The following is a 13,193-nucleotide window of genomic DNA, read 5'->3' as shown; positions in this document are numbered from 1 at the left end:
ACGGTTCTCGCTGGACGCTTACTTTAAGCGCGCACCGCGTGCCGCCGCAGATGATGGGAATTATCCCGGACAACTCGGGGGGATTCGGGGATGCGGTGAAGGCGTCACAGGTGTTTGTGAGGAATGAACTGACGCCTTTGCAGGAGAGGCTGAGGGAGATTAATGGATGGATAGGGGGAGAGGTGATCGCATTCCGGATCTATTCACTGGAAGCGGTCGCAACAAACTGAAGATATAGCGCCTGCCTTTGCAGGCGTTAATTATTTACCCAGCCAGCGACCAGCCCGCGCAGACTCAACCAACAGACGGATAGTCAGCGGAACATGTGACGCGGTGAAATCGTCCGGAAAATATTCGGCAAATGTAATAGTGCCGGGGTCAATGCCAAACTTGTCAGCATAGCGTTCCAGCAACTCATACGCGTCGATAGGATCCATGCGAAAGTCGTTGTTCAGATCGGTGTCCAGCTCAAGCTTATAACGCCTGAACGTGAACAGACTTCTGCCGTTATAATCTTCAACCAGCGCAAATACGGCATTTTCTGTATCCTCGCTTACCATATCCTGTCATCCTTATTGGCAATGCGGTTGTATTTTACCATAGCTTTCCAGCCTATCTCTGCCACATCAGCGGCCATGATTACCCAGCCTAAAACCAGGATTGTGCGACCAACAAACGTCCCCAGCTTGTGAGTCATTATTCTTTTCATTTGCAATGGTTTTTGAGGATTTTGTATCCACGTGAGCAACCTGAAAGGAAGCCGATAATCGCGTAACAGCTTACGAGAATAAACCGAAGCATAGGAAGTTCCTTTCCAGGCCCCGTTGAGTTTACCCGAAACATCAATAACGTTCTGCCCGGAATAAATAGCCGCTATTGCGAGGATATCTTTTGTACCGCTGAAGTGCTCGGCGGTCACATCAATCATAATCCAGAAATAAAGCTCTCCGGCAGAAAGGTTGGTAAGCCCGGGGTAAAAGTAAGTCCCGTGTAGCTGCTCAGTTGTATCCATATTATTCCCTTACATGGGTAGCTGTATTGGTCAAAACTGTACCATATCAATTCCGGGCGATGCCAGATGCCAGATGCCAGATGCCAGTTGACGCCTTCAGACGCATTTTGCGCGCCCCTCATGTTTAATCACCCTCTTGTCAGCCCAAATTATTGCGCACGCCTCCGGGGCGCTGACGCAGCCTGCGGCACACATGTTTACCCCTCCGCGCGCAATGCTATCCCCGCCACGCCTGCCCGATTTGTGCAGCGATTATCATGCAGTTGCATCCAGCCACAGAAGCTGCGCCAGAACAGGACGGGAACATCAAAAATGAGAGGCAGAAATGCATGCAGAATACTGCACTCAAAGCATGCATAGCGTTGATGAAGCTGATTATCGGTAATGCCAGTCTTCACTTGCTATCAGAGCGTGATCTTGATCGACAGATTTTGCTCACAGCGGTGACAGTGAGAACAGCCAAAACGACGGAGAAAAGGCCCAGAAAAATTATCAGCGAGAGTAAAGGGTTTATCACTCCCCCTAAGCTCGTAAAATCACTCATCCTCGCCAGCTGCTCAGGCGTCAATGTACGAAGAATGATCTCCGGTATAATTAGAAAGAAAATAATAACAACCGGAACATAAATTAGCGTTTTTTTTGCTTTCTCCATCTTCTTTCTTGCCCTTGTTGGCGAACATGATCAAAATTGGTTAGATGATACAACAAGGACTTAAGTTATGTCACAAACCTATTTCCAATTGAAGATGCAGGCCAACAAGAAATTAGCTATTGCATTAACAAATTCACTTAATGACATCCATGCAGATCATATATCTACTATTGAAAAGGTAAAGCTGGGTGGGCAGCGGCTTATCAATTATGGTTCATGCCTTGTCCCGAATGAATATTATCGTAGTTCATGCCGTGATACGTGGAGAGAGGACCGACGGTTAGTTCTTACTTTGGGTGAGATATATAGAAGAAATGATGTCGCTCTGGATATGGTCGAAATTTATTTCCGTAAAACCTTTACAAGACTTGGAGATGAAAGAAGCAATAATCTTGTGTCTCATATCCAAAAATTGTTAGGCAAAGCGGCAGAGCATGCATCTGCTAAAGCCAGTAAGCTGGCTCTATCCTTCACAATTGCCAACTTAGTGCTTGGCAGCGCCGACTTCCAAAAAAGCCATATCAAACTTGTTAATTCTTTCTCAACATGGTTTGTGAACGCAACAACACTTTATGCCAAAGCACAAGTAGCCGCATCAGCTGCAAACAGGCTTAAATTCCAGGATTCTTCATACTATCAGGCTCTGTGCAAAGAAAACCTTGAAATGCTTTACTTTCTTATTGAACCCCAAATGTCTGAAATAATTTACCAGGTGAATTCTGGAGATAACAACGAAGAAAAAATTGCAGATGCTTTGTATGAGATTTTGCGTAAATGAAGCGTGCAATTTTATGGTTAATCCAGTCATTTTTCTATTTGATACCTGCCGCAGTCATTGTGGCAGGCGTGTATTTCTTTATACGGTTTATCCCGAGCTATGCAGCACTTCTTAGCTTATCATGGATAATCGTTGTTTCTTTCATATATATTAAATATAACAAATGGTATTAATAATATTCTGGCACCAGTGAGGCTTAATTTTCAAACGAGACAGTCGAAAAAGCGACCGAAAATTGATTGTCAGATAACGTGTGATTAGCCGCGATTTCGGCGATTAAATTCAGCGCGATCTTTCTGTCCCGCTCTTTACAAACACCTTCCGTAGTCAGGCGCGCTATCAGCTCCACGCGCTCAATCATCACCCGTTCTTGTAAATCGTTTGCCATTTTTACCCTCCCAACCCCAAAGTGCTGTACATAAACACAGTGTATTTTTTCTGACAAATTGTGAAAGGCTTTTTTACCTTACAATGGGTTTACAAAATTATTTATTTGGTTGCTCAGTCATAAAGCCAGCGGCCCGCTTTTGCTGATTCAGTAAACATTCTGACCGTCAGGGGTTTCTTTTCTTGCTTGAGAGGTCGACTGGTAAACCACTTGCGGAAAAACCAGGGCGTCGTCCAGGGATAATATTGATTTACATCCATTACGGATAGATCGACGCTGAACTGATGCCCAAACTTCTCAATTGCAGGAAACAGGTCTTCCTGTTCCGTGTATTCCTGAAGAATATCATCCATCCCCACGGCATTACTTTTAGTTGGAAGCCATCCTAAAATTGGCAACTCATTCTGAAAAAAGGCGAGGACATCATTTTCAGTTACCATACTTTATCACCACCACGAGCTATCCGATTATAAGTGATCATTGTTTTGAATGTGATTTGTGCAAAATCATTTGCCAGTAGCAGCCAGCCGACTACGGGCACCGTTCTTCCAACAAACGCCCCAAGGTTGTTCACATACATGGGTTTCAAAAGTTTGATGCTTTTGTTTGTTATGGTGGGGAGCCTGAACGGCAAATGAATATCCAGGTATTGGCGGGACATTCTGGAGGCTATCGAAGTTCCTTTGGTTGCCGGACCTGGCTTTGCGCGAGTTTTCAGTAATGGTAACCCAAGGATAATGCTGCTGACAGCAACTAAATCATGGATACCGTATTGGTCATCAATTTTCTCTATAAATATCCAAAAAAACAGCTCGCCAGCTGACAAGTTATGCATTCCATTATAGAAATATGTTCCGTTTAATTCTTCAATCGTATCCATACCTGCTCCTTGCCATTAGTCAGGACTTTAACTTAAACCAAAGTGGCCCGTTTTAAAACAGGCCCGGCTTCTACATGGGCATTTTGTCCCGGTACTTCTGAAGATGGGCTATCAGCGCGTCAAGCTGTTCGCGGTTTGGTAATCCCCCCACTAAACCCAGACCGCCCCAAAGGCGATTACTCCAGGTCTCGCCTTCACTCACCGTTTTTATGTGCAATATTGCTGCCATTTGCACGGGTGAAATGGCTATTGATACGCCCTCTTCATCATTCATATTAATTCCCTTTAACAAGATAAGATATTCGCTAAGGCTATTCTTCCCGCCTGGTGTGGTCAATGCTCCATCTCTGCAACTAACGCCGTTATAAGAACGTAAAAACCCCGGCAGAAAAAATAAGGTTCACGCTGCCTGACCCTACCCCAAAATCCTGCCAGCTTCGACTGATTTCAGTACAGCGATGATCTGGTGTTCAGTGAATCGGATCTTACGCATAACGATCTTCTCAGGGGACATAATCAGTATGTCGGAGGCTCTCTAAAAGTGAATGGACCATTTTAGCGGGAAGCTTACACTGCCTGAGTAGACAGCCGGTTATTCAAGGTCTCGCCTTAACTTACCGTTTTCCTGTGCAGGTTAGTCGTATAACCCTTCACCTGATTTTTCTGAAAAAATTAATATACCAACGGTGAAATCTGCAACAGGTACAGATTTAGTTTTCTTAAGCGAATTCCATGAAAAGGACTCATCAATAATGATGCATGAAGTGATCCTGCTATATAGCAAAATTTCGATTTGTATCAGAGAGCTCTTTTTATATCGGGACAGGGTGTTTTCAGAGCCGCCGTTATGTGGCATTGTAAAATCAATCATTAAACATACTCCAGAAAATCTGAGGTTTTAATAATACTCATGGAGCCATTCATTATGACCAAAAAAATCAAACCCCAGGACAACTCATCCAATATCCCCAACCCCAACAAAGGATCTGACGGGACAAATAAACAACATGACCAGTCTCAGGGAAATAGAGGAAAACAAATGAATCCAAACCAGCAGAATAAGAAATAAAAAAAGTCGCATCGAAAGATGCGGCTTTTCTGCTAAACGATCATGCTGACAACCAATGAAACCCGCTCTCACAGGCTCTCATCATCCTCACCCTATCCTCCATCACGCCTGCGCCCGCATTGTCCCCTGGCTGCACCAAATCCTTTACCCCGCTCCAGCGCACGTGCACAATCACTTCTGACTGTCATCACGGCGATAATACCTTAACCTGCCACCCCGTCCTTAAGTGAGAAACTCGATGAACGCTAAGATTATAACTTTGCTAATTTCTGCCTTAAGCATCAGTACCGCGATGTCAGCAACGGTCGAGGATATGGATCACCGGCTGGACTCTCTGTTCGGGGCGCATCAGCCTTATCACGCCTTTTTCGATCGGTTGCAGACATCCGTGGCGCATAAGGATAAAGACAGGCTTGCCTCGATGGTGTCTTATCCTGTTACCGTTTCCGTTAAAGGGAAGAAAACGCGTATCCGCACGGCCAGCGATTTTAAAAAGCATTACGACGCTATTTTCACGCCGGTTTATTCCCGGGCGATAACCCGCCAGAAATATGAAGACCTCTTCGCCCGGGATCTCGGCGTGATGGTTGGGGATGAAGGCCAGCTGTGGTTTAGCGGCGTGTGCCCGGACAGTGCCTGTAAAACCACCAGGGTGCTGATCACCGGTATCAATAACTAAGCGGAAATCGTCCGGCCCGAAAACGTTAAAGGTACGCTACCGGCGTTTATGTTCTTCCACGGCGGTGGCTGGGTGCTGGGTGACTACCCCACTCATCAGCGTATGGTCAGAGATCTGGTCGTCTCCGCAGGTGCCGTTGCGGTGTTCGTTAACTACACGCCAAGCCCGGAAGCACACTATCCGGTTGCCATCAATCAGGCTTACGCGGCGACAAAATGGGTTGCTGAACAGGGTGCCGATATCGACGTAGACGGCAGTCGCCTGGCCGTTGCCGGTAACAGCGTTGGCGGTAATATGGCGACGGTGGTCAGCCTGATGGCTAAAGATAAAGGTACGCCGAAGCTGCGCTACCAGGTGCTGTTCTGGCCGGTTACGGATGCTAAATTTGATACCGCCTCCTACAGGCAGTTCGCTGAAGGCCGCTTCCTGACCCGCAATATGATGAAATGGTTCTGGGATAACTACACCACCAGCGCCAGCCAGCGCGCAGAGATTTACGCTTCGCCGCTGCGGGCCTCTGATGACCAGCTTGAGGGGCTGCCTCCGGCACTGGTGCATACGGCTGAAAATGATGTTCTACGCGATGAAGGTGAAGCCTACGCCCGCAAGCTGAATGCTGCCGGTGTGGATGTGGTGCAGGTTCGCTATAACGGTATGATCCATGACTACGGCCTGCTGAACGCCGTGGCTACCGTGCCAGAGGTTCAGGTCGCGCTGGATCAGGCGGGTTTACTGCTTAAGGAACATCTTAAGTAAGCGTTAGCTGGCGATACCCTCGCCTTAATACGCCACTGCCGATTGTTGATTCGGCAGTGGCTCATCCGACGACATGATCCGGACGTTACTTCGCTTCTTCCGCCGCATCGGCGTGATTCTGACCTTCTTCGATGAAATCTTCATCGATCTCATCGCTATTCGCCTGATTATCGCGACCGGAAAGCAGGTTCCAGCAGGCAATAAACATCGCGGCGATAAGCGGGCCAATGACGAAGCCATTGATGCCGTAAACTTCCATCCCGCCCAGAGTGGCGATCAGAATCAGGTAGTCCGGCATTTTGGTATCCTTGCCGACCAGCAGCGGGCGAAGAATATTATCAACCAGCCCAATCACCACCACAAAGAATCCGACCAGGAAAAGGCCCTGCCAGAGCATGCCGGAGGCAAAGAAATAGACGGCGGCAGGCACCCAGATTATCGCTGAACCCACGGCCGGTATCAGTGAAAGCAGCGCAATAAGCGCCCCCCACAGCAGGCTGCCCTCAATGCCGGTAAAATAGAATGCCAGGCCACCCAGCGCCCCCTGCACGACGGCCACCACCACCGTGCCCTTTACCGTCGCGCGCGATACGGCGGCAAATTTCATAAACAGATGATGCTTCGCATATTTCGACAGCGGCAGCGCTTCGAGGATCAGGTTAACCAGATAGGAACCATCCTTTAGCAGGAAAAACAGCAGATAGAGCATGATGCCGAAGCCTATCGTAAAGCCGAAGGTGCTCTTGCCTATCAGGAAAACGCTGCCCGCCAGATACTGGCTCCCCTGCAGCGCAAACTGCGAAAGCTTCTGCTGGATGCTGGCCGCCGTATCCAGATGATGTTCCGCCAGGAAATTACGTGCCCAGCCGGGAAGATGCTGCATGATATCCGCAAGAACGGTCGGCAGCTGGGTGTTATTATGCTGAAGTTTGGTATAGACCATGTTGAATTCAATCGCCATGGACGATGCGAGAACCACCAGCGGGGTGAAAACGATTAAACAGATAATCAACAGGGTTAAGAATGAGGCCAGCCCATTCTTCTCACCGATAAGCTTACGCAACCGGGTTTTCAATGGATGGAAAATAATCGCCAGTATGGCGGCCCATAATACGGATGAGTAGTAAGGCCCCAGGATATCCAGAAACGCTACCGTCACAATAAAAAGAATTACAATAAAAAATCCTTTCGTCAGGCCTTTAAATCTCATAACAATCCCTCTGAAGCGCAATTTTGCCCCCGAATCATAGAACGGCAGCCTGCTTTTGCAACAGCGTAACAAAACTAATTTATGGTATCGTACCGACATCCACCCCCACGTCGCGACGCCTCTTTAGCGCACACTATGCAAAATCGCCTCACCATTAAAGATATCGCCCGCCTGAGCGGCGTCGGTAAATCAACCGTTTCCCGCGTAATTAATAACGAAAGCAGCGTGAATCCTGAGACGCGCGCCAGAGTGCTTCAGGTGATTGAACAGCATAACTTTCATCCGTCGAAATCCGCACGATCGCTGCGTAGCCTGAGCGATAAGGTCGTCGCGATTATCGTTTCAAGGCTGGACTCCCCTTCGGAAAACCAGGCGGTCAGATCGATGCTACCGCTGTTTTATCAGCAGGGGTACGACCCTATCGTGCTGGAAAGCCAGTTCAGTCCGGCCCGGGTTGAGGAGCATCTTCAGGTGCTGGCGCAGCGCAATATTGATGGCGTCGTGCTGTTTGGCTTTACCGGGTTGGGAAGTGAGATGCTGACGCCCTGGCAGGACAAGCTGGTGATGATGGCCCGCCCAATGCCTGGCCTGTCGTCCGTTTGCTACGATGATGCCGGTGCCGTGGCTCTGCTTATGGACGAACTGATCAAGAGGCAGCTGCGCCATATCAGCTTTATTGGCGTGATGCCCGAGGATGCCACCACGGGCAAACAGCGGTCAGATGCCTACCGTGCAGTGTGCCATGCGCATAACCTGCTGCCTTCGCTGGCGCTGGGCGATTTGGGCTACCAAAGCGGTTACGATCTGTTACCCCAGGTACTCACCCCGCAGACGCAGGCGGTGATTTGCGCTTCCGATACCATCACTCTGGGCGTGCAAAAATATCTGCAACGGGTGCAGCCCAACGCCGTGCAGGTGTGCTGCATCGGGACTAATCCGCTTTTACACTTCCTTTATCCCGCCACCCTGATTGTTAGTCTGGGCTACAGCAGCAGCGGAGAAGCCGCGGCAAAACAGCTGATTGCCCAGCTGTCGGGCAGCAGTCCGCATCAGCAGATCACCCTGTCGGCCAGGCTTATTGCTGCCCCACACATCCCCTGACCGCTCTGGCGACGCGTTAAGCGCCTCTCTTTTCGCAGGCTTATAAAAATTTTGCGAGATGCTGCACAGATATGGGAACGTTCCCACACAAATTCCCGCTATCCCGTTATTCTCTGCACAACTCAGCGGAGCGGCGGTTGCGTACTGCTGATTGACCTTTCTCTGTAAGGAAACAATATGAGCATGGAATTGCATAAGGACGTAGAGCGTCTGATCGCGCTGGTCGGCGGAGCCAGCAATATTGCTAAGGTAAGCCACTGTATTACCCGTTTACGTTTCGTTCTTAACGACCCTATGAAGGCGGAACCCACAAAGATTGAACAGTTAAGTATGGTCAAAGGCTGCTTTACCTCGGCAGGCCAGTTTCAGGTAGTGATTGGTACCGAGGTGGGCGACTACTATGCGGCTTTGATCACTCTGGCGGAAAAAAACGAGGAGAGTAAAGAAGAGACGAAAAATGCCGCCCGCCAGAATATGACCGCCCTTGAGCGAGGTATCTCCCATTTTGCCGAGATCTTCTTCCCACTGCTCCCCGCTCTCATCAGCGGCGGCCTGATACTTGGCTTCCGCAACATCATTGGCGATATTCCGCTGGCAGACGGCAAAACGCTGGCGCAGATCTCCCCCTTCTGGCAGGCGATGTACGATCTTCTGTGGCTGCCGGGCGAAGCAATATTTATGTTCCTGCCGGTTGCCGTCTGCTGGTCAACGGTGAAAAAGATGGGCGGCACAGAAATCCTCGGGATCGTGCTGGGCATTACCCTGGTATCGCCCCAGCTAATGAACGCCTACGGGCTGGGACAGCAGATCCCTGACGTCTGGCATCTGGGCTGGTTCACCATTGAAAAGGTCGGCTACCAGGCCCAGGTGATCCCTTCTATGCTGGCCGGTATCGCGCTGGCGCTGATTGAAAATCGTCTTAAGAGGCTGATCCCAGCTTACCTCTATCTGGTCTTTGTGCCGGTGATTTCGCTGATACTGGCGGTGTTCCTGGCGCACTCTCTGATTGGCCCCTTTGGCCGAATGATCGGCGATGGCGTGGCCTGGGCAGTGAACGGCGTAATGACCGGCAGCTTTGCGCCCGTCGGCGCAGCTCTGTTTGGCTTCCTTTACGCGCCGCTGGTGATCACTGGCGTACATCAGACCACGCTGGCGATTGATATGCAGATGATCCAAAGCACCGGCGGTACGCCGCTCTGGCCGCTGATCGCCCTCTCTAATATTGCTCAGGGTGCCGCCGTCGTGGGCATCATCCTGGTCGGTAAAAAGAAACGTGAGCGGGAAGTCTCGGTTCCAGCCGCCATCTCCGCCTTTCTCGGCGTGACCGAACCTGCGATGTACGGCATCAACATGAAGTACCGTTTCCCTATGCTCTCCGCCATGATTGGCTCTGCGCTTGCCGCGCTGATTTGCGGGCTGTATGGCGTGACGGCCAACGGCATTGGCGTCGGGGGACTGCCGGGCATCCTCTCAATTAAGCCTCAATTCTGGCCCGTCTTTTCACTCGCCATGCTGGTCGCCCTGGTGATCCCTGTCCTGCTGACCCTGCTGTTGCATAAACGACAGGTTATTAAGGCCGGGATGCCGTTGGAAGATAACGAGCAACCTTCAACTAAAAATAAGCATTCTTCGACTGTTTAAGGATAAACAGCATGATGGACAGCATTGATCCCTGCCCCTGGTGGAAAAATGGGGTGATTTACCAGATTTACCCAAAAAGCTTTCAGGACACAACCGGCAGTGGCCAGGGCGATCTTAACGGCATCATTCAGCGGCTGGACTATCTGCAGATGCTGGGCGTAGATGCCCTGTGGCTGACGCCAATTACCGTTTCCCCGCAGGTGGATAACGGCTATGACGTCGCGGACTACTGCAATATCGATCCCGCCTGCGGCACCTTTGCTGATTTCGAGCGGCTGGTGGCTGGCGCACATCAGCGCGGTATGCGTATCGTGATGGATATGGTTTTTAACCATACCTCGACCGAGCATACCTGGTTTAAGCAGTCGCTTAACCCCGCCAGCCCCTTCCGGCCTTTTTACCATTGGCGGCAGGGTGAAGAGGGTCGGCCCCCCAATCACTGGCAATCTAAATTCGGCGGCAGCGCCTGGCAGTGGCACCCACAGACCAGCCAGTACTACCTGCATCTGTTCAGCGCCCAGCAGGCCGATCTCAACTGGGATCATCCCCCGGTACGCGAAGCGCTTAAGGCCATCTGCCGCTTCTGGGCGGGAAAAGGCGTGGACGGGCTGAGGCTCGACGTCATTAACCTGGTATCAAAAACCGCGGATTATCCTGAGGACGCCCTGGGTGACGGACGCCGTTTCTATACCGATGGACCCCGAATTCATGAATATCTTCGTGAGTTTAGCCGGGACGTTTTTCGCCCGCTGGGGCTAATGACCGTGGGGGAAATGTCCTCTACCTCGCTTGAGGCATGCCGACAGTATGCCGCCGCTGACGGTAGCGAACTGTCCATGACCTTCAACTTTCACCATCTTAAGGTGGACTATGCTAACGGCGAAAAGTGGTGCGATGCCGCGCCCGACCTGCTGTTGCTTAAGCGCCTCTTCTGCACCTGGCAGCAGGGAATGCATGGTCATGCCTGGAATGCGCTGTTTTGGTGTAACCACGATCAGCCACGTATCGTCTCCCGCCTGGGCAGCGAGGGCCCTCTGCGCGTGCCCGCCGCCAAAATGCTGGCGATGGTGCTGCACGGTATGCAGGGCACTCCCTTCATCTATCAGGGAGAAGAGATTGGTATGACCAACCCTGGCTTCAGCCATATCAGCCAGTACCGGGATGTGGAGAGTCTGCGCTGGTATGCCGCGATGAAAAAAGCAGGCGAGGATGAGGCTCATCTGCTGACGATTCTTTCGCGCAAGTCACGCGATAACAGCCGTACGCCAATGCAGTGGGATGCGACGGATAACGCCGGTTTTACCTCAGGCGAACCCTGGATTTCCCCCTGTCGCTCCTATCCCCTGATTAACGTGGAGCAGGCAGTAAACGATCCTGACTCCGTTTTTCACCTCTATCGGCGGCTGATAGCGCTGCGTAAAACCTTCGCCATATTTACCGACGGTGACTATCAGGATTGCCTGCCCACGCATCCTGGTCTCTGGTGCTACACGCGCACTAAAGGCCGCCAGCAGCTGCGTGTCATCGCCAACCTTAGCGAATCTGCTCAGCCCGCCCCTCTTACCTGTGTAAAGGGTGAAACGCTGCTCAGTAACTATTACGACGCGCCGGTAAATAACCTGCTGCGTCCGTATGAGTGTCTTTATCAGTTGATGGAACAAGGAGAATGATAATGCAAGTACTCAGGAAGACCTTCACTGTACTGCCCTTACTGACGCTGACGATGGCTGGTTCCGCCTTCGCACTTGATTTCGGCGGCTATGCGCGGTCCGGCATCGGCTGGACAAACAAAGGCGGGGAGCAACGCTGCTTTCAGGCGACCGGGGCCAACAGCAAATATCGTCTGGGGAATGAATGTGAAACCTACGCAGAGTTGAAGCTGGGCCAGGAGCTGTGGAAAGAGGAGGATAAAAGTTTCTATTTCGATACTAACCTGGCCTATGCGGTATCCCAGCGTACGGATGTGGAGAGCGTCGAGCCTAACTTCCGCGAGGCCAACGTGCAGGGTAAAAACCTGATTGACGCGCTACCCGGTGCCACGCTCTGGGCAGGTAAGCGCCTCTACCAGCGTCATGACGTGCATATGATCGATTTTTACTACTGGGATATTTCCGGGCCTGGAGCAGGGATAGAGCAGATTGATCTCGGGGCAGGTAAGCTTTCACTGGCCGCCACCCGCAATGCTGAAGCGGGAGGCTCATGGGGCTTTATCGACAATCAGATGAAGTGGGTACCGACCATAAACGATACCTTCGATCTGCGGGTGGCTGAAATTCCGGTGAACGCCAATGGTGCGCTGGAGGTCGGTTTTGATTACGGACGGGCCAGGGTTCAGAAAGGCTTTCAGCTGGCGGAAGGCGCATCTGAAGATGGCTGGATGTTCAGCGCCGAACACACGCAAACTCTGAACAGCGGCTATAACAAACTGGTTATGCAGTATGCCACTGACGCAATGACCTCTCTGCGTACCGGGCATCCCGAAGGGGGAAGCGTTAACAATAATGGTAAAATGGTTCGCGTAATCGACCACGGCGCAATGGATTTGAACGACACATGGGGTCTGACCTGGGTTGCGCTTTATCAGGATGTGAACCGCGATAACCGCAATGGAACAGCCTGGTATTCTGCAGGCCTGCGCCCCATGTATAAGTGGACGCCCATCCTCAGTACTCTGCTGGAAGTTGGCTATGACAGCGTAAAATCCCAGCAGACCGGCGATCGTAACAGCCAGTACAAACTGACGCTGGCTCAGCAGTGGCAGGCCGGTGAGAGCGTCTGGGCGCGCCCCGCATTGCGCCTGTTCGCAACCTATGTCAAATGGAATGAAAAGTGGGGCTACGCTACTGCCGACGACCTCGCCTTTGTTGCCGGCAGCGCCTACCGAGATAGCAGCGCGAAAACCTTCAGCAGAGGACGTAATGACGAGATAAGCTTCGGTGCGCAGTTTGAAGCCTGGTGGTAATGAACTACGCGCAGGCGATCGTTCTGATGAAGGAGGGTAATAAGCTGAACAAAGGCGATCGGTCA

General features: G+C 51.1%; 14 protein-coding genes and 3 pseudogenes. 9 read left to right on the top strand and 8 right to left on the bottom strand.

The window, feature by feature from the left end:
* Positions 1–230: pseudogene (locus tag ACLRGG_RS09850) on the top strand (hypothetical protein); the annotation flags it as partial.
* Positions 231–260: 30 nt separating this feature from the next.
* On the opposite strand, the gene ACLRGG_RS09845 reads toward ACLRGG_RS09850, so the two are convergent.
* Both ACLRGG_RS09845 and ACLRGG_RS09840 read right to left on the bottom strand, forming a co-directional pair.
* Positions 261–560, bottom strand: coding sequence for a DUF1493 family protein (locus ACLRGG_RS09845; protein WP_416249588.1), 300 nt, complete (start codon positions 558–560; stop codon positions 261–263).
* A complete protein-coding gene (locus ACLRGG_RS09840) occupies positions 554–1,012 on the bottom strand; it encodes an STM2901 family protein (protein WP_416249587.1) in 459 nt (152 codons plus the stop codon). The genes ACLRGG_RS09845 and ACLRGG_RS09840 overlap by 7 nt, the downstream gene beginning before the upstream one ends.
* 719 nt (positions 1,013–1,731) lie before the next feature.
* On the opposite strand from ACLRGG_RS09840, the gene ACLRGG_RS09835 reads away from it, so the two are divergent.
* Positions 1,732–2,442 (top strand): hypothetical protein, encoded by a 711-nt coding sequence (locus ACLRGG_RS09835; protein WP_416249585.1) that lies wholly within the window; start codon positions 1,732–1,734, stop codon positions 2,440–2,442.
* 196 nt (positions 2,443–2,638) lie between these two features.
* Here ACLRGG_RS09835 and ACLRGG_RS09830 read toward each other — a convergent pair whose 3' ends face one another.
* The 5 genes and pseudogenes from ACLRGG_RS09830 to ACLRGG_RS09810 all read right to left on the bottom strand — a co-directional run bounded on the left by ACLRGG_RS09830 (position 2,639) and on the right by ACLRGG_RS09810 (position 4,581).
* On the bottom strand, positions 2,639–2,830 hold the full coding sequence (locus ACLRGG_RS09830) for a hypothetical protein (protein WP_416249584.1): 192 nt from the start codon (positions 2,828–2,830) through the stop codon (positions 2,639–2,641).
* A 113-nt stretch (positions 2,831–2,943) separates the two neighbouring features.
* On the bottom strand, positions 2,944–3,270 hold the full coding sequence (locus ACLRGG_RS09825; protein ID WP_067703887.1) for a DUF1493 family protein: 327 nt from the start codon (positions 3,268–3,270) through the stop codon (positions 2,944–2,946).
* Positions 3,264–3,710: an STM2901 family protein gene (locus ACLRGG_RS09820; RefSeq protein WP_416249582.1), complete on the bottom strand. Its 447-nt coding sequence runs from the start codon at positions 3,708–3,710 to the stop codon at positions 3,264–3,266. Before ACLRGG_RS09820 ends, ACLRGG_RS09825 begins: the two co-directional genes overlap by 7 nt.
* A 139-nt stretch (positions 3,711–3,849) precedes the next feature.
* Positions 3,850–3,984: pseudogene (locus ACLRGG_RS09815) on the bottom strand (RNase A-like domain-containing protein); the annotation flags it as partial.
* A 360-nt stretch (positions 3,985–4,344) separates the two neighbouring features.
* Complete coding sequence (locus tag ACLRGG_RS09810) at positions 4,345–4,581, bottom strand: DUF1493 family protein (protein ID WP_416249580.1); 237 nt, start codon at positions 4,579–4,581, stop codon at positions 4,345–4,347.
* A gap of 54 nt (positions 4,582–4,635) precedes the next feature.
* On the opposite strand from ACLRGG_RS09810, the gene ACLRGG_RS09805 reads away from it, so the two are divergent.
* The 3 genes and pseudogenes from ACLRGG_RS09805 to ACLRGG_RS09795 form a co-directional block, all read left to right on the top strand.
* The gene (locus tag ACLRGG_RS09805) at positions 4,636–4,779 is read left to right on the top strand and encodes a hypothetical protein (protein ID WP_416249579.1); all 144 of its coding nucleotides are present in this window, start codon (positions 4,636–4,638) and stop codon (positions 4,777–4,779) included.
* Between the two features lie 238 nt (positions 4,780–5,017).
* Positions 5,018–5,458, top strand: coding sequence for a hypothetical protein (locus tag ACLRGG_RS09800; RefSeq protein WP_416249577.1), 441 nt, complete (start codon positions 5,018–5,020; stop codon positions 5,456–5,458).
* A 6-nt stretch (positions 5,459–5,464) separates the two neighbouring features.
* Positions 5,465–6,214: pseudogene (locus ACLRGG_RS09795) on the top strand (alpha/beta hydrolase); the annotation flags it as partial.
* An 85-nt stretch (positions 6,215–6,299) separates the two neighbouring features.
* On the opposite strand, the gene ACLRGG_RS09790 reads toward ACLRGG_RS09795, so the two are convergent.
* Positions 6,300–7,424 carry an AI-2E family transporter gene (locus ACLRGG_RS09790; protein ID WP_416249575.1) on the bottom strand — a complete coding sequence of 375 codons (1,125 nt, stop codon included), beginning with the start codon at positions 7,422–7,424 and terminating at the stop codon, positions 6,300–6,302.
* A 135-nt stretch (positions 7,425–7,559) separates the two neighbouring features.
* Here ACLRGG_RS09790 and treR point away from each other — a divergent pair, with 135 nt between their 5' ends.
* From treR to ACLRGG_RS09770, 4 genes are all read left to right on the top strand, one after another.
* Positions 7,560–8,525 carry a trehalose operon repressor TreR gene (treR, locus tag ACLRGG_RS09785; RefSeq protein ID WP_416249574.1) on the top strand — a complete coding sequence of 322 codons (966 nt, stop codon included), beginning with the start codon at positions 7,560–7,562 and terminating at the stop codon, positions 8,523–8,525.
* A 177-nt stretch (positions 8,526–8,702) separates the two neighbouring features.
* A complete protein-coding gene (treB, locus tag ACLRGG_RS09780) occupies positions 8,703–10,166 on the top strand; it encodes a PTS trehalose transporter subunit IIBC (RefSeq protein ID WP_416249572.1) in 1,464 nt (487 codons plus the stop codon).
* Positions 10,167–10,180: 14 nt separating this feature from the next.
* Positions 10,181–11,836: an alpha,alpha-phosphotrehalase gene (locus ACLRGG_RS09775; RefSeq protein WP_416249605.1), complete on the top strand. Its 1,656-nt coding sequence runs from the start codon at positions 10,181–10,183 to the stop codon at positions 11,834–11,836.
* 2 nt (positions 11,837–11,838) lie between these two features.
* Positions 11,839–13,128 (top strand): maltoporin, encoded by a 1,290-nt coding sequence (locus tag ACLRGG_RS09770; RefSeq protein WP_416249571.1) that lies wholly within the window; start codon positions 11,839–11,841, stop codon positions 13,126–13,128.
* Positions 13,129–13,193 lie beyond the last annotated feature (65 nt).

Origin of the sequence: Erwinia sp. PPS120, from assembly GCF_047918655.1 — a bacterium.
GTDB lineage: Bacteria > Pseudomonadota > Gammaproteobacteria > Enterobacterales > Enterobacteriaceae > Erwinia > Erwinia tasmaniensis_A.
This window is presented reverse-complemented; position numbering and strand designations above follow the sequence as displayed.